General features: G+C 61.7%; 16 protein-coding genes. 10 read left to right on the forward strand and 6 right to left on the reverse strand.

All coding sequences use genetic code 11. The features are described from left to right. Window positions 1-73: 73 nt before the first annotated feature. Complete coding sequence (locus Q1A85_RS11765) at window positions 74-268, forward strand: SlyX family protein (RefSeq protein WP_299689076.1); 195 nt, start codon at window positions 74-76, stop codon at window positions 266-268. A gap of 428 nt (window positions 269-696) precedes the next feature. On the opposite strand, the gene Q1A85_RS11770 is transcribed toward Q1A85_RS11765, so the two are convergent. Both Q1A85_RS11770 and dnaE read right to left on the reverse strand, forming a co-directional pair. After that, a complete protein-coding gene (locus Q1A85_RS11770; RefSeq protein WP_299689079.1) occupies window positions 697-1,815 on the reverse strand; it encodes a hypothetical protein in 1,119 nt (372 codons plus the stop codon). Window positions 1,816-1,889: 74 nt separating this feature from the next. Beyond that, window positions 1,890-5,390: a DNA polymerase III subunit alpha gene (gene dnaE, locus Q1A85_RS11775; protein ID WP_299689082.1), complete on the reverse strand. Its 3,501-nt coding sequence runs from the start codon at window positions 5,388-5,390 to the stop codon at window positions 1,890-1,892. A gap of 208 nt (window positions 5,391-5,598) precedes the next feature. Between dnaE and xdhA the strand changes: the two genes are divergently transcribed. From xdhA to Q1A85_RS11820, 9 genes are all read left to right on the forward strand, one after another. After that, entirely contained in the window at window positions 5,599-6,978 is a 1,380-nt protein-coding gene (gene xdhA / locus Q1A85_RS11780) for a xanthine dehydrogenase small subunit (protein WP_299689085.1), read from the forward strand. Further along, window positions 6,975-9,278, forward strand: coding sequence for a xanthine dehydrogenase molybdopterin binding subunit (xdhB, locus tag Q1A85_RS11785; protein ID WP_299689088.1), 2,304 nt, complete (start codon window positions 6,975-6,977; stop codon window positions 9,276-9,278). The genes xdhA and xdhB overlap by 4 nt, the downstream gene beginning before the upstream one ends. Then, window positions 9,271-10,194 carry a xanthine dehydrogenase accessory protein XdhC gene (gene xdhC, locus Q1A85_RS11790; RefSeq protein ID WP_299689092.1) on the forward strand — a complete coding sequence of 308 codons (924 nt, stop codon included), beginning with the start codon at window positions 9,271-9,273 and terminating at the stop codon, window positions 10,192-10,194. The genes xdhB and xdhC overlap by 8 nt, the downstream gene beginning before the upstream one ends. After that, entirely contained in the window at window positions 10,191-11,708 is a 1,518-nt protein-coding gene (locus tag Q1A85_RS11795; RefSeq protein WP_299689095.1) for an ABC transporter ATP-binding protein, read from the forward strand. Before xdhC ends, Q1A85_RS11795 begins: the two co-directional genes overlap by 4 nt. A 54-nt stretch (window positions 11,709-11,762) precedes the next feature. After that, window positions 11,763-12,845, forward strand: coding sequence for an ABC transporter permease (locus Q1A85_RS11800; protein WP_299689098.1), 1,083 nt, complete (start codon window positions 11,763-11,765; stop codon window positions 12,843-12,845). Then, window positions 12,845-13,231, forward strand: a complete 387-nt coding sequence (locus Q1A85_RS11805) for a hypothetical protein (protein WP_299689101.1) — start codon at window positions 12,845-12,847, stop codon at window positions 13,229-13,231. Before Q1A85_RS11800 ends, Q1A85_RS11805 begins: the two co-directional genes overlap by 1 nt. Window positions 13,232-13,235: 4 nt before the next feature. After that, window positions 13,236-14,156, forward strand: coding sequence for an ABC transporter permease (locus Q1A85_RS11810; protein ID WP_299689104.1), 921 nt, complete (start codon window positions 13,236-13,238; stop codon window positions 14,154-14,156). A 31-nt stretch (window positions 14,157-14,187) separates the two neighbouring features. Then, complete coding sequence (locus tag Q1A85_RS11815; protein WP_299689107.1) at window positions 14,188-15,270, forward strand: BMP family ABC transporter substrate-binding protein; 1,083 nt, start codon at window positions 14,188-14,190, stop codon at window positions 15,268-15,270. Between the two features lie 163 nt (window positions 15,271-15,433). After that, window positions 15,434-16,156: a transporter substrate-binding domain-containing protein gene (locus tag Q1A85_RS11820; RefSeq protein WP_299690185.1), complete on the forward strand. Its 723-nt coding sequence runs from the start codon at window positions 15,434-15,436 to the stop codon at window positions 16,154-16,156. A 45-nt stretch (window positions 16,157-16,201) separates the two neighbouring features. Here Q1A85_RS11820 and Q1A85_RS11825 read toward each other — a convergent pair whose 3' ends face one another. From Q1A85_RS11825 to Q1A85_RS11840, 4 genes are all read right to left on the reverse strand, one after another. Beyond that, window positions 16,202-16,879 (reverse strand): hypothetical protein, encoded by a 678-nt coding sequence (locus Q1A85_RS11825; RefSeq protein WP_299689110.1) that lies wholly within the window; start codon window positions 16,877-16,879, stop codon window positions 16,202-16,204. A 153-nt stretch (window positions 16,880-17,032) separates the two neighbouring features. Then, window positions 17,033-17,269 (reverse strand): YdcH family protein, encoded by a 237-nt coding sequence (locus Q1A85_RS11830; protein ID WP_299689113.1) that lies wholly within the window; start codon window positions 17,267-17,269, stop codon window positions 17,033-17,035. A 17-nt stretch (window positions 17,270-17,286) separates the two neighbouring features. After that, window positions 17,287-18,150, reverse strand: a complete 864-nt coding sequence (ppk2, locus tag Q1A85_RS11835; RefSeq protein ID WP_299690188.1) for a polyphosphate kinase 2 — start codon at window positions 18,148-18,150, stop codon at window positions 17,287-17,289. 105 nt (window positions 18,151-18,255) lie between these two features. Then, complete coding sequence (locus tag Q1A85_RS11840) at window positions 18,256-20,757, reverse strand: FAD-dependent oxidoreductase (protein ID WP_299689115.1); 2,502 nt, start codon at window positions 20,755-20,757, stop codon at window positions 18,256-18,258. Window positions 20,758-20,816 lie beyond the last annotated feature (59 nt).

The raw sequence follows: 20,816 nt of genomic DNA on the forward strand, positions 1-20,816 counted from the left end.
ACGCCAAGGGGGCAAGGCGCGGCCTTGCGCTGCGGTGCGATCGGGCCCAGATGACGGAGTAAGGAGGCCCACCATGACACAGTTGGAAGAACGCATCGCCCATCTTGAACGCGCCGTCGAAGACCTGTCAGACGTGGTTGCCCGTCAGGATGCCGAAATTGCGCGCCTGATCCGGCAAGCCGACATATTGATAAAGCGCGAGGCCGAACGCGACGCCGCTGGGACAGGTGGCGTGGTCATTGGTGACGAACGCCCACCACATTATTGATGCCGCACGCGTCTTGGCCAATCGACCTTCGGGGGGGGATTATTGGGGGACAGAGACGGGGCGGCGTTCACGCTTTCTCAACCATATGCGTGTGATTTGGAGTTGCACCGGGAGCAGGGATGCGAACCGGTGTGGACGGAGACGGCCCTTGGTCCAATGCGACCGGGGGTCGGACTCTACCCTAAACCGCCCGTGACAACCGCCCGTGACGTGTAAACTTTAGTGCTTGTTAAGGTTGATCCGCATTAAGGTTAATGCGCGGTGATCGGAAGGTTCTGTACAACACCTCTTTCGACATTGCGGATAAAATAGCTAAGATTTCCGTCCACCTGCCCCACACGATTGCGCACGACGTTACAAAACACCGCCGTCCCTGTCTCTGTCCCCCAAAAATCCTCCCCGAAGGGCCGGGTTCAGCTTGGTCGGCGCTAAGGCGATTTCAGCGCTGCCGCCAACACCTGACCATCGTGCAGCAGGATGTCATTCCAGCGCGCATTCTCGCCGAAATTCTCATACACGCTCACAAAAGTTGTGGTGTTGTCGAGCCGAGAGATGCGTGGGCCGCACGGCTTTGTACGCCCCACGTTGCACACCCGCGCCTTGACCTTCTCATAGGCTTCGTCCGTGGCGGAATACGGGAAATCGCGCGCAGGCAACCCGTAGCGCAGCTGTTCATGCAGCAGTGGCTCCCCAAACAGAGCAATTGCAGCCGTGAACTGACGGGGGCAATTATCCGCGAAACCCGTAACATAAAACGTTCGGGCGGTCGGGCTGTTGGGCACGCTGTCATACAGGACATACCCACGCCCCTTGCGTGCAGCGCGGGCGACGATCTCGCCCATATCGCGCGGAGTGGCGTCGCAGACGCGGGCAATTTCGCCAAACGGCAACATCGTCCCAAGCGCGACGTCACGCGCATCCGGTCCCGTTCGTGTCTTTGGCCTGCCAATGGACGGGGTGCGGTTGCTGCGCAGACCAAATAGACCGCGCCGCTTCTGCGGCTCTGGTGCCAGCACGGCGGTGTCCAATGCCGCGATCTCGACATCTTCGGGAACGTCGGCCGTCTTGTCAGGCGCAACGGCCAACTCCGCTTCGGCGACATCGGTCACCGCATCTGCGGGAGAGAGATCAGCGCCGGCTTCCGCCGTCTGATTGTCCGCTGCACGGCGCAACCACCCCAGCACGCCGCGGCGTTCTGCAACGGTCGCGGGGACCGGGGTCGCGGGGGGTAGCCCAGCCGATGCAGCGCTGGCAGCGGAGTCCAGTTCCGGTGCGACCTCTTCGGACGCATCAATCGCGGGCGCGACACCATTGGCCTCGCGCAGGGCAGCTTCGATCGCGGGATCTGGCGCGGGCTTCTTGCGCCGGAACAACCCTGCAAAGATGGGTGTGTCGGCATTAACCTCAGTGCTGTCTGGCAGCGCCGACGCCGCGTCTGTCTGGGGCAGCAGCTCAGGCAGTTCCGACACGCGTTCGATGCCCGCCAAAGGGTCGCCGCACGCGGCCAAAGCCGCAAGGATCGGTAGTGCTGACCAAGTCCTGCGCATTGCGCCTCCCCCAGTTTTCCACAGGTTTACCGTCTCGTAACCTCTGCGTCCAGCGCGCGGGCGAGGGTCCGCCGTCAGATCTCTTCGACCTCGACCACACCGGTCAGTGATTTGATAGCGCCGCGGATCTGAGGGGACACGGGAAATTCGGCGCCAAGGTCCATTTCAACCTCCCCCGGCAAGCTGTCGTCCATAAGGCAGACAGAGATTGGTCCGCGCCCTGCCCCCTTGGCCGCTTGCCGCGCGCCGTCCAGTACCGAAGCGACCGATGCGATGGCCGAAGGGGCCTCGACATAGATGCGCAGCCCCATGCCCGTGACGTCCGCCACAACCGTGTCGATGGGCGCCACGGATCGGCCCAGCAGCTTGAGTTGATCGGATTCCATCGTCGCCTCGACCGTCACGATTACTTTTGCGCCGGTCTCCAGCGTGTCCTGCGCCTTTTCCAGACTCTCGGAAAACAGAGTGACCTCATACGCCCCCGTGTGGTCTGACATCTGGCAAAAGGCAAAGCGATTGCCCCGCGCGGATTTGCGGATCTGCAGGCCCGAAACCACGCCCGCCAGCTTGGCCACCAGCGGCGCGCCTTCGGCTTTGGCGGTGACCTCGTCCAATGTGACCACACCTTTGCGTTTCAGTGCGCCCGCGTAGTCGTCCAGCGGATGGCCGGACAGGTAGAAGCCCACGGCCTTGTGTTCCTCGCCCAGCCGCTCAGCGGGCAGCCAGTCGTCTACGGGCATCAGGCGCGGTTCCGGCAGGTCATCCCCGGCCTCACCAAACAGGGACACCTGGTTCGAATTTTTCTGATCATGGATCGCCGCCGAATAGGCACTGAGCGCATCCAGCGCGTCAAAGACGCGCCGCCGGTTCGGGTCCAGTTGATCAAACGCCCCGGCCCGCGCCAGCATCTCAAGCGGACGTTTGCCCACACGTTTGAGGTCTACCCGGCGAGCGAAATCGAACAAGTTGACAAAGGGCTTGTCTTCCCGCGCCTCCTGTACCAGCCGCATCGCCTCGACACCGACATTCTTGAGCGCGCCCAACGCGTAGACCAGCGCGCCGTCCACCACCTTGAACGTCGCATCGCTGCGGTTCACGCAGGGTGGCACCCAAGGCAGCCCCAGCCCCTTACGGACCTCCTCGAAATAGATCGACAGCTTGTCTGTCAGATGAATATCGCAATTCATCACACCGGCCATGAACTCAACCGGGTGGTTCGCCTTGAGCCACGCGGTCTGGTAGCTGACCACCGCATAGGCCGCCGCGTGCGATTTGTTGAAGCCGTAGTTGGCGAATTTGTCGAGGAGTGCCCAGGTCTCCATCGCCTTGGCCTCATCGACGCCGTTTTCCTTGGCACCGGCAAGGAATTTCGGCTTTTCGGCGTCCATCGCCTCTTGGATTTTCTTACCCATCGCGCGGCGCAACAGGTCGGCCCCCCCAAGGCTGTAATTCGCCATCTCTTGCGCGATCTGCATCACCTGTTCCTGATAGACGATGATGCCTTGGGTCTCGTCGAGGATGTGATCGACCGTGGGGTGCAGCAGTTCGCGCTCGCTGAGGCCATTCTTGACCTCGCAATATTTCGGGATGTTCTCCATCGGGCCGGGACGGTAGAGCGCCACAAGAGCCACGATATCCTCGATGCAGGTGGGCTTCATCCGCTTGAGCGCGTCGATCATGCCCGAGCTTTCCACCTGGAACACGGCGACCGTCTTGCCGGCTGCGTAGAGTTTGTACGACGCCTCGTCGTCCAACGGGATGCCCCCGATGTCGTTCTCCATCCCCTCCGCTGGCGCATAGAGTTCAGTGCCATCCGCGGCGATGTGAAGCGGACGCTCCGAGGCGAGGATCTGATCCACCGCGTTCTGGATCACGGTCAGGGTTTTCAGCCCCAGAAAGTCGAATTTTACCAGCCCCGCCTGTTCGACCCATTTCATGTTGAACTGGGTCGCGGGCATGTCGGATCGCGGGTCCTGATAAAGCGGCACAAGCGCGTCCAGCGGCCGGTCCCCGATCACAACGCCCGCCGCGTGGGTCGACGCGTTGCGCAGCAGCCCCTCGACCTGCTGGCCATAGGTCAGAAGCCGGTCCACGACCTCTTCGTTCCGCGCCTCCTCGCGCAGGCGCGGCTCATCGGTCAGGGCTTTCTCGATGCTGACCGGTTTGACGCCCTCGACCGGGATCAGCTTGGACAGCCGGTCCACCTGACCATAAGGCATCTGCAAAACGCGTCCGATATCCCGCACCGCAGCCTTGGACAACAGCGCACCAAAGGTGATGATTTGCCCCACCTTGTCGCGGCCATATTTCTCTTGCACGTAGCGGATCACTTCCTCGCGCCGGTCCATGCAAAAGTCGATGTCAAAGTCGGGCATGGACACCCGTTCGGGGTTCAAAAACCGCTCGAACAGCAGCGCATAGCGCAGCGGATCGAGGTCTGTCACGGTCAGCGCATAGGCCACCAGCGATCCGGCACCTGACCCGCGCCCCGGCCCCACGGGAATGTTCTGATCCTTGGCCCATTTGATGAAATCGGCCACGATGAGAAAGTAGCCGGGAAAGCCCATGCCTTCGATGATGTCCAACTCGAAATCGAGCCGTTTCTGGTAATCTTCTTCGCTGGCCGCGTGCGGGATGACCTTGAGCCGGGCTTGCAGGCCGTCATTGGCCTGACGGCGCAACTCCTCCACTTCGTCATCGGCGAACTTTGGCAGGATCGGATCGCGCCGATACGCCATAAAAGCGCAGCGACGGGCGATTTCCACAGTGTTCTCAACCGCTTCGGGCAGATCCGCAAACAGCGTCACCATCTCGGCCTGCGATTTGAAATAGTGCTGCGGCGTCAGGCGGCGGCGCGGTTCCTGCTGGTCGACATAGGCCCCATCGGCGATACAGATCAGCGCATCGTGGCTCTCGTACATGTCCGATTTCGGGAAATAGACGTCGTTGGTGGCCACCAGCGGCAGATCCTTTGCATAGGCCATTTCGACGAAGGGCCGTTCGGTCAACCGTTCTGCCTGCGGTGCGCCACCGTCACCAGGGTGCCGCTGCAATTCGACATAAAGACGGTCGCTGAACATCTCCTTGAGCGCATCCATCAGCGTCTCTGCGGCCGGGCGCTGGCCTGCCTGCAAAAGCTGCCCCACCGGACCGTCCGCCCCCCCGGTCAGGCAAATCGTACCCAAGGCATGGGCGCGTAACTCGTCCAGCGTCACATGCGGCAACTCCGACCCCTCCCGCAGGTAAAGGCACGAATTCAGCTTCATCAGGTTTTCATAACCCGCCTCGCTTTGGGCCAGCAGCACAACCGGTGCCGGGTCCCGCGGACGTTCACCGGGCCGCGGGGTGACGTATTGCACATCCACCTGACAGCCGACGATAGGTTGCACGCCCGCCCCTGACATACCCACCGAGAACTCCAGCGCGGCGAACATATTGTTGGTGTCGGTCAGCGCAATCGCGGGCATTCCCGCATCGCGCACCATACCCGGCAGCTTCTTCAGCCGCAGCGCGCCTTCGAGCAGCGAATATTCGGAATGGGTGCGCAGGTGAATGAATCGGGGGGCATCTGTCATATCCGGCAGACTATGGCCCAACTGCCCCCATATCCAGTGGTGCCGCAAAGTTATGCACACCAAATACGCAGGGCCCGCCGCATCGCTTGGGGTCTTGCAAAGACAACCCGCCACACCGTAGCCTGCATCGGGACGCCCGGCCCGACCTCTACGCCGCATCGAGGTTCGCGCCACCACTTAGGGCTTGGTACCGCGGCAGGCGACATCCATGCGCACGACCTTTCTTCTGAACGGAAGCGAGATCACGGCTGACACTTCCGACACCACGACATTGCTCGATTGGCTACGCGAGGATCAGAACCTCACCGGCACCAAGGAAGGGTGCAACGAAGGCGATTGCGGCGCCTGTTCCGTCATGGTGACGGACGCCAGCGGCGCGCGGGCGCTGAACGCCTGCATCCTGTTTATACCCCAGCTTGAGGGCAAGGCCGTTCGCACCGTCGAAGGCATCGCATCGCCCGACGGAACGCTGCATCCCGTGCAGGCGGCGATGGTGCGTCATCACGGCGCACAATGCGGGTTCTGCACACCCGGTTTCATCACCACAATGGCCACGGCACATCTGAACGGGGTCACAGATTTCGACACTGAACTGGCGGGCAACCTGTGTCGCTGCACAGGCTACGCACCGATCATCCGCGCAGCACAAGCGGCGGCAGATGCGCCCGTCCCCGATCACGTCAACGACGCCCCGCTTCTTCTGACCAAAAATATCACGGGGGAGGCGCAGCCGGGGGCAGAGCCCCCAACCACGCCTGACGCCCTTGCAAGATGGCTGGATCAGAATCCGCATGGCACGCTCGTGGCCGGGGCCACCGATGTGGGCCTTTGGGTGACCAAGCAATTTCGCGATCTGGGTCCGACCGTTTTCCTCAACCGCATCCCGGGTCTCGCGGGTGTTGCAATCACCGAGGACGAAATTCGCATTGGCGCGGCCACCACCCTGACTGATCTGCAAGCGGCGATTGCCCCTTATCATCCGGCCTTTGCCGAACTGATCCGCCGATACGGTTCCGTGCAGGTGCGCAATGCCGCCACCATTGGCGGCAATGTGGCAAACGGATCACCCATCGGTGACGGCTCGCCCGCGCTGATTGCGCTGGATGCCTATGTCCATCTGCGCAGCGTCAATGGCACGCGCTCTGTGCCAATCGCTGATTTCTTCATCGACTACGGCAAGCAAGACCGCGCTCCGAACGAATTTGTCGAAGCGATCAGTTTTGACCGACAAACGGACCATTTGCGTTGCTACAAGCTGTCCAAACGCTTTGATCAGGACATCTCGGCCGTGTGCGGTTGTTTCTGGATAGATGTTGCAGACGACGAGGTGCGCGAGGTGCGGCTTGCCTTTGGCGGTATGGCCGGTACCCCGAAACGCGCCCCCCACGCAGAGGCTGCGCTGCGCGGGATGCCTTGGACAGATGGAACGGTGGGTGCGGCGATGACAGCGCTGGAACGTGACTTTGCCCCAATGTCGGACATGCGCGCCTCAGCCGCCTACAGGATGGAGGCCGCGCAGAACATGCTGCTGCGGGCGTGGCTGGAAGATCAGGCGCAGGCCACATCCGTACTTGAGGTGTGCCCGTGAGCGTCGCCCAGCCCCTGCCCCACGACGCGGCCCACCTGCACGTAACCGGGCAGGCCCGGTATATAGATGATATGCCGGTGCCCGCCGGAACGCTGCACCTTGCCTTTGGCATCAGTGACACGGCCTGCGGGCAGATCACGCGCCTCGACCTTGATGCGGTGCGCGCTTCGACGGACGTGGTGGCGGTTCTAACCGCAGACGACCTGCCCTTTGCCAATGACGTCTCGCCGTCCGCGCATGATGAGCCGCTGCTGGCCACAGGCACCGTGCATTACGTCGGACAGCCCATTTTTCTTGTCATCGCACGGTCGCACATGGCGGCGCGGCGCGCGGTCCGTCATGCGCGTATCGAGATTGCTGGCGCACCTGCCATACTCAGCATCGACGATGCGCTGGCGCGCAACAGCCGCTTCGAAGATGGGCCGCGCATCTATGCCCGAGGTGACGCGCAGGCCGCCTTGGCAGCGGCGCAACATTGCCTGTCCGGCACGTTCGAGATCGGCGGGCAAGAGCATTTCTATCTCGAAGGACAGGCCGCCCTCGCCATGCCCGGCGAGGATGGCGATATGCACATCATCTCGTCGACCCAGCACCCCACCGAAATTCAACACAAGGTGGCCGATGCCATCGGCCTGCCGATGCACGCGGTGCGCTGCGAGACACGGCGCATGGGCGGTGGGTTTGGCGGCAAGGAAAGTCAGGGCAACGCCCTTGCCGTTGCCTGCGCCGTCGCCGCACGCGCCACCGGACGCCCCTGCAAAATGCGCTATGACCGTGACGATGATATGGTCATCACCGGCAAGCGTCACGATTTCCGCATCGCCTACGATGTGGGCTTTGACGGAGAGGGTCATATCTCCGCCTTGGACGTGCGCCAGTTCACCCGCTGCGGCTGGGCGCAGGATCTGAGCCTGCCGGTTGCGGACCGGGCCATGCTGCATGCCGACAACGCCTATTGGCTGCCTGACATACGCATCGAAAGCCACCGTTTGCGCACCAACACGCAAAGCGCCACGGCGTTTCGCGGCTTTGGCGGGCCGCAGGGCATGGTCGCGATGGAGCGGATCATGGACCACGTGGCCGCGGCGCTGGATCTTGATCCGCTGAACCTGCGCCAAAAGAACTTTTATGCCTCCGGCGGGGATTTTTCAGGGACAGAGACGGGGCGGACGACGCCCTATGGGCAGGTGGTGGACGATTTCATTGGCGACGCACTGGTCGCGCAACTGGTCGATACATCCGATTATGCCGCGCGCAGAGCGGCCGTGGCCGCGTGGAACGCGACGCATTCCGTGCTCAAGAAGGGCATTGCCCTGTCGCCCGTAAAATTCGGCATCTCGTTCACCCTCACCCACCTCAATCAGGCCGGCGCGCTGGTGCATGTGTATCAGGACGGCTCGGTTCATCTGAACCACGGTGGGACTGAGATGGGGCAAGGCCTGTTTCAGAAGGTGGCACAGGTCGCGGCAAGCCGGTTTGGTGTGCCGATGGACGCCATCAAGATCACCGCGACCGACACCGCCAAGGTGCCCAACACCTCCGCCACAGCTGCGTCCTCGGGCAGTGACCTGAACGGAATGGCGGTCAAAGCCGCCTGTGATACCCTGCGAACGCGTATGGCCGAACACGTGGCACAACTGCACCAATGCCGCCCGGATGTGGTGCGCTTTGCCGACGGGACAGTGCAGGCGGGCGAAGCCACCTACAGCTTTGGCGAAGTGGCGGCGATGTGCCATCAGGCGCGGATCAGCTTGTCGTCCACTGGGTTTTACAAGACGCCGGACATTCAGTGGGACCGGATCAGGGGGCATGGCAGGCCGTTTTTCTATTTTGCCTACGGCGCCGCCGTGACCGAGGTCGTGATCGACACGCTCACGGGCGAAAACCGTATCCTGCGGGCGGATGTCCTGCATGATGCAGGCGCGTCGCTGAATCCGGCACTGGATATCGGGCAGGTCGAAGGGGGTTATGTGCAGGGCGCAGGCTGGCTGACGACCGAAGAACTGATCTGGGACGCGTCAGGTGCATTGCGCACCCACGCCCCCGCGACGTACAAGATCCCCGCCTGTGCAGACCGGCCCGACATCTTTAACGTCGCGTTGTGGGAAGGGGAGAACAAGGCTGAGACCATCTACAAATCCAAAGCCGTGGGCGAGCCGCCCCTGATGCTGGGCATTTCGGCCTTCTTGGCGCTCGGTCAGGCGGCGGCGGCTTGCGGGCCGCATTACCCGGACCTGCACGCCCCCGCGACACCCGAAGCGGTGCTGCGCGCAGTCAAAACGGCGCGTGGCGATGTTTGACCGGGACGCGCTGATCGCAGCCTGCAGGGCCCATGGCACCGTGGTCAGGATCGTAGTTGTCCGCGTGCACGGCTCCACCCCACGCGAAACCGGGGCGGCAATGCTTGTGTGGGACAATGGGCAGTCGGGCACTGTCGGGGGCGGTGCGCTGGAGTTTGAATTGACCCGCCGGGCGCGGACCCTGACGCGCGACGCGTTCAGCCAGCACGCGCTGGGGCCTGACATGGGCCAGTGTTGTGGCGGCGTGGTCGACGTCCTGAGCGAAGTCTACGATCTGGCGCGTGCGCAGGCCCTGCCCAAGGACGTGATCGCGCGCGGGCCAGACCCGATGCCACTGTCGATCAAACGCATGATGAAAGCCGCGCGCAATCAGGGCAAATTGCCGCCCACGCAACTGTGTGACGGATGGCTGATCGAACCGGCGCGCCCGGCAGATCGCGACCTGTGGATCTGGGGCGCAGGCCATGTGGGTCGCGCGCTGGTCGATGTTTTGCAACATATGCCGGGGCACACGCTGACATGGGTCGATACGGCAGCCAATCGGTTCCCGACGGACATCCCCAAGAGCGTCCGCGACGTGGTGGCCACAGACCCTGCGCGGCTCATGGCCCACGCGCCGACACATGCAAATCACCTGATCTTGACCTATTCGCATGAAATCGACCTTGGCCTGTGCCACGCCGCACTGGCGCATGGCTTTGGCTCCTGCGGTCTGATCGGATCACGTACCAAATGGGCGCGGTTCCGCAAACGGTTGAGCGCGCTTGGGCACACGGAAACGCAGATTTCCCGCATCACCTGCCCGATCGGTGATCCGTCACTGGGCAAGGAGCCGCACATGATCGCCCTTGGCGTCGCACACCGTTTTGCGCAGATGCGGCTTGGCACTGGTGCCACACGCGAGGCACGCGCATGAGCACACCTTTGCTGTCCATCAACGGACTGACCAAGGCCTATCCGGGCGTGGTTGCAAACGACGATGTGAGCCTCGCCATAGCGGCAGGCGAAATCCACGCATTGCTGGGTGAAAACGGTGCGGGCAAGTCGACGCTGGTCAAAATGATTTACGGGCTGGTCAAGCCCGATGCCGGACATATGGAGATGCGCGGCGCGCCCTTTGCGCCCACGGACCCGCGGGCGGCGCGCGGTGTGGGTGTGGGCATGGTGTTCCAGCATTTTTCACTCTTCGACGCGCTGAGCGTGGCCGAAAACATCGCATTGGGGATGGAGACCCCGCCGCCCATGCGCACGCTGGCCGATCAAATCCGCGCAGTCTCTGAGACCTATGGCCTTCCATTGAGCCCGGACCGCGTTGTGGGTGATCTTTCGGCAGGCGAACGGCAACGGGTCGAAATCATCCGCTGCCTGCTGCAGGAGCCGTCGCTTTTGATCATGGACGAGCCGACATCGGTTCTGACGCCGCAGGAGGTGGACATATTGTTCGAGACCCTGCGCAAGCTGAGCGCCGAAGGCACCGCGATCCTGTACATCTCGCACAAGCTAGAGGAAATCCGGTCCTTATGTGACGCCGCAACCATTCTGCGTGGCGGCAAGGTGGTGGGCACCTGCGTACCGCAGGACACCTCTGCGCGCGACATGGCCGAGATGATGGTGGGCGCGCGACTGGTTGCGCCCAAGGCGCAGGACCACAGCTTTGGCGGTGTGAAACTGGCGGTGAAAGGGTTGAGCGTGGCCTCGCCTTCTGCCTTTGGCATGTCGCTCAAGGACGTATCGTTCGACGTGCAGGCGGGCGAGGTGCTGGGCATCGGGGGCGTTGCAGGCAACGGACAGGACGAACTGCTGGCGGCCCTGTCGGGCGAGGTGCCCTGCGCACCGGGCATGGTGGCCTTTGACGGACGCTGCCTGAGTGGTGCCGGACCGGAAACGCGCCGGGGCATGGGCGTGCTGGCCGCACCCGAAGAACGTCTGGGCCATGCCGCCGCGCCCAACATGTCGCTCACCGAAAATGCGATGCTGACAGGCGCGGCGCGCCAAGGTCTGGCGCGGCGCGGCTTTCTCGACTGGGCCAAGACGCGCGCCTTTGCGGAACGGATTATTGACAGCTTTGACGTGCGCACACCGGGCCCCGGCAATGCGGCGCGGTCGCTGTCTGGTGGGAACCTGCAGAAATTCGTGATCGGACGCGAGGTGCTGCAAAGGCCCGAAGTGCTTGTGGTGAACCAGCCCACATGGGGCGTTGATGCAGCCGCAGCCGCAGCGATCCGGCAGGCACTGCTGGATCTGGCGGCAGGCGGTGCCGCTGTGGTGGTGATCTCGCAGGATCTGGACGAGCTTATGGAGATCTCGGACCGCTTTGCCGCGTTGAATGAAGGACGGTTGAGCGCGCCGCGCCCCACCTCGGAACTGGACGTGGAGCAGATCGGCCTGATGCTGGGAGGCGCACATGGAATGGAGGTCGCGCATGTGTGAGGCGGGCCCTCCGGGGGTGGTATTTTTGGTCAGAAGAAACAACAGGCGGCGCCCATGATCCGGCTTGAGGCGCGCCCGCAGCCGTCACAGGCCATGGCTTATGCCACGCCAGTACTGGCGGTGGTGCTGACCATGATCTTTGGCGGCGCGCTATTTGCAGTGCTGGGCAAAGATCCGGTCGCGGCGATTGCCACGATTTTCTGGGAGCCGATCTTTGGCGAGTTCGCGTTTTTCTACCGTCCGCAATTGCTGATCAAGGGCGCGCCGCTGGTCCTGATCGCCATTGGTCTGGCGCTGGGGTTTCGGGCGGGCATCTGGAATATCGGCGCCGAGGGGCAGTACATTGTCGGCGCCATATGTGGCGCTGCGGTGGGCTTGGCGTTTTATCCGACCGAAAGCGCGCTGATCTTTCCACTGATGGTGCTGGCGGGGGCGCTGGGGGGCTGGGCATGGGCCATGATCCCCGGCCTTCTCAAGGTAAAATTCGGCACAAACGAAATTTTGGTAAGCCTAATGCTGGTCTATGTGGCGGAACAATTGCTGGCCTCCATGTCATTGGGATTTCTGAAGAACCCCGAAGGGTTTGGTTTTCCTGGCAGTCGCAATTTGCAGCAATACCCGTCCGCGCATAATGCCGAACTGATTGCGGAAACGGGGATGCATTGGGGTGTTGTCGCCGCGCTGATTGCTGTCATTTTTGCCTATGTGCTGCTGTCGCGGCATCGCTTGGGCTTTGCCATTCGCGTCACCGGTGAGGCCCCACGAGCGGCGCGCTTTGGCGGGGTCAATCCGGGTCGGTTGATCCTGTTCTGTCTGGGCATGTCGGGCCTGCTGGCGGGACTTGCGGGCATGTTCGAAGTGTCGGGGCCGTCCGGCCAGATCAGCATTGATTTCAACGTGGGCTACGGGTTCACAGCAATCATCGTGGCCTTTCTGGGTCGCCTGAATCCGCTGGGAATTGTCGCTGCGGGACTGCTGATGGCGTTGACCTATATCGGGGGTGACATTGCGCAATCGCAACTGGGCCTTCCTGCTGCTGCCATTCAGGTGTTTCAGGGGATGCTGTTGTTTTTCCTGTTGGCGCTGGATTTGTTGACCAATTACCGCGTGCGCATCGGCACGGCAGAGGTGGCGTGATGGCAGGTTTGGCCGCCGTGATCTTCCTCGCCTCCGTCGGGCACGGGCAGTGGTTTTGCACCAGCGGTCTGGTGCCCGGCGAAGACGCGCCCCACGCGGCGGTCCGCATCGACTTTACCCTGAGCGCGGGCGGAGATTTCAGCGCGACGGGCACGGTGCGCCCGCAGGGCGTGACGCATCAGTTCGACTGGCGCGGCGCATGGACGCTTGCTGACGGGCAATTGGCGATGATCGGCAAGACCCGTGGCCGCACCTTTGGCATAGCCCCTGCCGGAGAGCTGCGCGCCATCGCGACCGTGACACAAGCGGATGTCATCCTGTTGACCCTGTCGAGCGACGCCGCCCCCGGACGGGCGATGCGTTGTCTGACCCACCCGATTGAGTGAGCCCATGGACCTGTCTGCCATCAACCCTGTACTACTGATTGCCGCGATGATCGCCGCATCAACCCCCATCCTGCTCGCCGCGATTGGCGAGTTGGTGGTGGAACGCGCGGGTGTGCTGAACCTTGGGGTCGAGGGCATGATGATCACCGGGGCGGTCTGCGGCTTTATCATCACGGTGAACAGCGGTTCTCCGACCGTGGGGTTTATCGCGGCGGCCATGGGCGGTGCGGTTCTGTCGCTGCTTTTTGCCTTTCTCACGCAGGTGGCGCTCGCCAATCAGGTGGCGAGCGGTCTGGCGCTGACGCTTTTTGGTCTCGGTCTTTCGGCACTGATGGGCCAGAGCTATGTCGGCATCAAACCGCCCCGGACCGAGACGACCCCTCTGGGGCCCCTCGCGGACATTCCAGTCATCGGACCCATCGTCTTTGGCCATGACCTGATCGTGTATTTGGGGCTGGTCATCATCGCGGCCACATGGGCGGTTCTGAAATTCACCCGCGCGGGCCTCATCCTGCGCGCGGTGGGTGAAAACCACGATGCCGCCCACGCGCTGGGGTACAAGGTCAAGCGCATCCGCACGCTTGCCATCATGTTCGGCGGGGCCTGCGCTGGACTGGGGGGCGCCTACATCAGCCTGATCCGCGTACCGCAATGGACCGAAGGCATGACGGCGGGCGTGGGGTGGATCGCACTGGCGCTGGTGGTCTTTGCCAGTTGGAAACCGTGGCGGGTGCTGCTGGGTGCTTATCTTTTTGGCGGGATCACTCAGTTGCAGTTGAACCTGCAAGGCGCAGGCGTTGCCATTCCGGTCGAGTATTTGGCAATGTCCCCCTACATCGTGACGATCATCGTTCTGGTGATTCTGAGCGCAGACAAATCGCGCGCCCCCGGCTCACTGGGGCGCACATTCCACGCCTCAAGCTAGAGGCCAATAAAACCGGGGGGTTCATCCACTCATGAAATTCGGAAAACTGCTTGCTGGCGCTGTGCTGGCACTGGGTGTCGGCGGCGCTGCCTTTGCCGATGGCCACGAAAAAACCAAGGTCGGCTTTGTCTATGTCGGCCCGGTGGGCGACGGCGGCTGGACCTACGAACACGACCAGGGCCGCCTCGCCGTCGAGGCGGAGTTTGGCGACAAGGTCGAAACAGTCTACGTCGAAAACGTGGCCGAAGGCCCCGATTCTGAACGTGTGATGACGCAGATGGCGCTGGATGGGGCCGACCTGATCTTTACCACGTCCTTTGGTTACATGGACCCAACCAATAACGTCGCGGCCAAGTTCCCCGATGTGAAATTCGAACACGCCACAGGCTACAAACGTCTGCATCCGAACGTGTCGACCTATTCCGCACGTTTTTACGAGGGGCGCGCGGTGCAAGGCCACATTGCGGGCAACATGACCAAGTCCAACATCATCGGCTATATCGGATCTTTCCCGATCCCCGAGGTGATCCGCGGAATCAACTCGGCCTATATCCACGCCAAGAAGGTGAACCCGGATGTCGAGATGAAAATCGTCTGGGTGTACACGTGGTTCGACCCGGCAAAGGAGGCTGACGCGGCCAAAGTGCTGATCGAACAAGGCGCGGATGTCGTTCTGCAACACACTGATTCCACCGCGCCGCAAGCCGCCGCTCAGGAAGCGGGCAACGTTGTGACCTTTGGTCAGGCCTCCGACATGGGGCAATACGCGCCCTTCCCGCGCGTGTCGTCAATCATCGACGACTGGGCGCCCTATTACATCGCGCGCACACGTGCCGTGATGGAAGGCACCTGGGAACAGATGGACACGTGGGACGGCATCGGTCCGGGCATGGTGAAAATCGGCGAGATCTCCGACGCTGTGCCGGCAGAGGTGAAAGCCGAGGCAATCGCCCTGCGTGACGCGCTGGCCGATGGGTCCTACCACGCATTTACCGGCCCCCTGAACAAGCAGGACGGGACGGCGTGGCTGGCGGATGGCGAGACAGCGGATGACGGCACGCTGGCCGGCATGAACTTCTATGTCGAAGGCATCGAAGGCGAAATTCCGCAGTAAATCGCACGGAACGAAACACCTGCGTAAGGCCCTGCCTCTGGCGGGGCCTTTTTCATGTCAGGGAACAGATTCAACTTTAAATAGTTGAAACGCGCAATATTCCATTAAGTACGTTATCATTGAACGACAAACCAAGCTTTGGAGATTTGCGATCGTGCGCCAAATGCATCTTCTCATTGCTGCCTTTACCATTGCCATCGGCAGTGCATGGACGTCCCTTGCCGCGGAGCCTCGCGACAGGGTTGTCGCTGCGCACTATCCACCGCTCATGGTGGCGGGCGATACCGAATATCCGGGGTATGCCATTGAAATCATGCGCGAAGCCGCGCGGCGGGCAGGTCGTTCTGTCGATATTACCTTCCTTCCGTTCGAACGTGCGATCTTTGAATTGCAGAACACGCCCGGCACGTTGATGCCCGCGCTTTTCCGCGGCAAAGAGCGTGATGACCTGTTCTTGTGGGTGGTCGACATAAACGTGGCAGAGCTTCGGTTTGCATCGACAACGGGCCGGATTGACGACCTGGATACCGCGCGAGCGCTGAAATCCATCGTGGTGGAAACCGGTACGACCGGAGAGATCCTATTAAATCGTCGCGCGTTCGAGAATGTCATTCGAATGCACGATCCCGCAGCCAGCGCACGCATGTTGGAATCCGGCCGGGTCGAAGCGTGGTTCCTGACCAAAAGCAATATGCAGCGGGTGTGGAGTGCACTCGATGCATCGCCTGCGCTGATCTTTGGCGACATCATCCACTCTGTCCCCATTTCGATGGTGGCCAGCACGGACTTACCCGACGACGTGACAGCAGCATACCGCACGGCAGTACAATCCATGTATGATGACGGCACACTCACCGGTATATTGGAGCGGTACGAGGCCAATTAGTCACCGTCAGACCGACGTGTGCCTTTGTGCCGACAAATGCGGGGCTCAACCGGGAAAAATCTGCGCCATCTGTGCGTCGAATGCCGCCCACGTCATTGTCGCCTTGTTGCCTGCATAGCCGTGATAATGTGACTTGCCCGTGTCATTCGGCAAACCGGCCCAGATTTTGGCGAGGTTGTTCATAAACCCGTGCCGCGGCATTTCCCCGGCGAGGAAACGGTGCAGGCCCGCCTCGCGCAGCAGCACATCGGCAAGCGCGTCCTGAACACGCGGCGTAAACACCGTGCTCTCGCTCAGATCCAAACGATTGGCCAAGCGGCGCAGCGTCGGGGGGATGAACTGGTATCGCCCAATCGCGTGCGGCATCCCCGGGGTTGCATCGATCCACGCATATATGTCGCCCAGCGTCATCTGCGTTGGCGGCGCGCCGGGCAACACCCATGCACCATACTGAACCGCGTCATACCCTTTGGCCCCGGCCTCGGCCTTGGCGATGAGGCTGCGCAATTGCTGAAGGGCCGTTCCGCCGGTGCCACGGGGCAGCGACGGGTCCGACAACGCCTTGCCAAACAGGCTGGTTGCGGTGGTGCCGACAAACAGGCTCGCCTGCCCGGCGGCCGCCGGGGTCGCCCGGTCAAAAAGCGGCGCCGCTTCGGTCAAAAGGCTCGCCCGCCGCATCATCGGCACAATCTCTGCCCATGTGGGCACAGCCGTTACCGTCATCACGCTTGCAAGGCAAACGCCCCAAAACCCACGCATCGCAACTCCGTTCTGAAATCATCGCGTGCGGTCATATGGACCGCGCCACATTGACAGAACCTTGCCTGCGCCCGGTGATCTGTGACGGCTTTGACTAAAATGCGTTGGACTTGTGCATCAGCGCGACAGAATGGCGTAAATCTCGTCCTTGAGCGTCATCCGCTCCTTGCGCATATCGGCCATATGCGTGTCGCTCACCGGCTCCACGTCGGTTTCGGCCCGGTGCACATCGCGGTTGAGCCCGTGGTACTTGTCGACCAGCCGCGCAAAATGCGCATCACTTTGGCGCAATTCGGAAATGCGTTCGGCATGTTCGGGAAAGTCACTGGCCAGTTCGTGCGGGGTATGCGTCATGTTTCTTTGTCCTGATGTTAGCTTTTGCGTGTTTTTGGATGCAGCGATGCTGCAAGGATGTGATCCGACGCGTGCACAACCGTGTCGGCATGATGCACGATGTTCGGGTCCGGCGGCGTGACTACGTCCAGATCCTTGTCCGGGTAGTCGATGCTGGACAAAAAGTGCTTCATGCAGTTTATGCGCGCGCGTTTTTTGTCGTTGGATTTGATCACTGTCCACGGCGCATCCGCCGTGTCCGTATAGAAGAACATCGCCTCTTTCGCCTCGGTGTATTCGTCCCATTTGTCGAGGCTGGCGCGGTCAATCGGCGACAGCTTCCACTGTTTGAGAGGGTCGGTCTGACGCGCCTCGAACCGGCGGCGCTGCTCGCCTTGGGTGACCGAAAACCAGTACTTGAACAGGCGGATGCCGGAGCGTGTCAGCATCCGTTCGAATTCAGGCGTCTGGCGCATAAATTCGAGGTATTCGGTCGGTGCACAAAACTCCATCACCCGCTCGACACCTGCACGGTTGTACCACGACCGGTCATAAAGGACGATTTCACCGCTGGTCGGCAAATGCTTGATGTAACGTTGAAAAAACCATTGCCCACGCTCTTCGTCGCTGGGTTTGTTCAACGCCACAACACGCGCGGCGCGCGGGTTCAGATGCTCCATGAACCGCTTGATCGTCCCGCCCTTGCCCGCAGCGTCCCGTCCTTCGAACAGCAAGACGAACTTTTGGCCGGTGTCCTGCACCCACAACTGCACCTTGAGCAATTCGACCTGAAGCGCGGCCTTTTCCTTCTCATAGTCCGACCGGGTCATGCGGTCCGAATATGGGTATTCGGATATGTCAAAGGCCTGCGCAGAGGCGTGTTCAGCCTCCGGCACGGGCACGGGTTTTAGCGGACTGTCGGTCTTGGTCACGGCGGGCACCTCCGGTTTCGGAATTGCCCCATCAGACCGCGTTCAGCCGCCCTTGTCTTTGACGTGCGTCAATCGCTAGCCGTCTTGCCGGATCACCGTGTTGCTTGGATCATAGGGGCTGTCTTCGACAATCTCGGCGTCCCACAACTGATCGAACATCTTGACCTTCAGTTTGGTGCCCGGCACGGCCAGATCGGGCGTCACGTAGCCCATGCCGATGGACTTGCCAAACGCCACCGAATAGCCGCCGGATGTCAGACGCCCCACGCGGGTTTCGCCATCGTACAGCACCTCACGGCCCCATGGGTCCGCATCGTCTGGCCCGTCGATCAGCAGGGTCACGCATTTGGATCGAATGCCCTTGTCTTCCATCGCGGCCTTGCCATGGAAATCTTTCGACAGATCGACAAAACGCGGCAGGTCGGCCTCAAGCGGTGTCGCGTCCCGACCCAGTTCTGTCCCGAATGCGCGGTAGGATTTCTCCTGCCGGAGCCAGTTCTGCGCCCGCGCTCCTACCAGTTTCATACCGTGCGGCTCACCAGCCCGGACCAATTGATCCCAAAGGTAGTTCTGCATCTCAATGGGGTGGTGCAATTCCCAGCCCAGTTCTCCGGTATAGGCCACGCGGATTGCGCGCACCGGGCACATGCCCAGTTCGATGTCCCGATAGGACAGCCACGGGAACCGTTTGTTCGACAGAACCGTTGCCGGATCGGCATCCTTGACCAGCGTGTTCAGCACGTCGCGCGACTTGGGTCCGGCAATGGCAAACACACCCCAACGGGTCGTTACATCCTCTGCATTGATCCGTCCGAATGCGGCTTCTTTCTCCGCAACGGCCTTGTACAGGTAATCCTGATCATAGGCGTGCCAAGCGCCCGCCGACACGAGGTAATAGTCATCCTCGGCCAGCCGTACGATGGTGTATTCGGTTCGCGTGGTGCCCGCTTCTGTCAGCGCATAAGTCAGGTTGATCCGGCCAACTTTGGGCAGCTTGTTGGTGGTGAACCAATCGAGGAACGCGGTTGCCCCCGGCCCGGAAATCCGGTGCTTGGTAAAGGCCGTCGCATCCATCAGCCCGACACCCTCGCGGATGGCCTTTGCCTCGTCGACCGCATATTGCCACCAGCCACCCCGGCGGAACGACCGCGCGTCGTGGTCAAAACTGTCCGGCGCATCCAGCGGCCCATAGTAGTTTGGCCGCTCAAAGCCATTCACACAGCCAAACTGCGCACCTGCGGCCTTTTGCCGGTCATAGGCAGGGCCGGTGCGCAGCGGACGACAGGCTTCGCGCTCCTCATCCGGGTGGTGCAGGATGTAAACATGCGCGTAGCATTCCTCGTTCTTGCGCGCCGCGTACTCGGTGGTCATCCAATCGCCGTACCGCTTGGGGTCGAGCGAGGCCATGTCGATCTCGGCCTCACCCTCCACCATCATCTGCGCCAAGTAGTAACCGGTGCCGCCCGCGGCCGTGATTCCGAACGAAAACCCTTCGGCCAGCCACATGTTGTGCAGACCCGGTGCCGGGCCAACCAGCGGGTTGCCATCAGGCGTGTAACAGATCGGCCCGTTAAAATCGTCCTTGAGCCCGGATGTTTCACAGGACGGCACACGGTGGATCATCGCCATATACTGCTCTTCGATCCGCTCCAGATCCAACTGGAACAGATCGGCCCGGAAACTGTCGGGCACGCCGTGTTCGAACCGTGCGGGCGCGCCGTGTTCATAGACACCCAGTATCCAGCCGCCGCGCTCTTCGCGCACATAGGATTGCGCGTCAGCATCCCGGATCACCGGATGTTCAGCATTACCTTCGGCTCGGAATTTGACCAGTTCGGAGTCCTGTTCCATCACAATGAACTGATGCTCGACGGGAATGGCGGGCATCTTGATGCCCAGCATCCGGGCCGTACGCTGCGCATGGTTGCCGGACGCCGTCACCACATGTTCGGCCGTGATCACAATCTGCTCGTCCGACGGCACGAGGTTGCCGCCCTTTTCGACCATCTTGGTGGCCGTGACCTCCCACGCGTCTCCGGTCCAGTGGAACGCGTCCGCCTGCCACTTGCGTTCGATCATCACGCCCCGCTGACGTGCGCCCTTGGCCATCGCCATGGTGACATCCGCCGGGTTAATGTAGCCATCTGTCTGGTGATAGAGCGCGCCCTTGAGGTCCTCGGTCCGGATCAGTGGCCACTTCGCCTTGATCTGCTCGGGCGTCATAAACGCGTAAGGCACCCCACAGGTCTCAGCGGTGGAGGCATAAAGCATATACTCCTCCATCCGCTCATCCGTTTGCGCCATACGCAAATTGCCCACAACGGCAAAGCCCGCATTCAGGCCGGTCTCCTCTTCGAGGGTCTTGTAGAACTTGATCGAATAGTCGTGGATATGCGTCGTCGCATAGGACATGTTGAAATAGGGCAGCAGTCCCGCCGCGTGCCATGTGGAGCCGGAGGTCAGCTCGTCCCGCTCCAACAACATGACATCGTCCCAGCCCGCGCGCGCCAGATGGTACGCAATCGACGTGCCGACAGCACCACCACCCACAACCAGCGCTTTGACTTGCGTTTTCATGTCCCGACTCCCCATGACATCGTCCCCCACGTTCTAGGAAAAGTGCAGGACCGCCGCGC

The sequence above is a fragment of the uncultured Tateyamaria sp. genome (genome assembly GCF_947503385.1).
Classification (GTDB): Bacteria; Pseudomonadota; Alphaproteobacteria; order Rhodobacterales; family Rhodobacteraceae; genus Tateyamaria.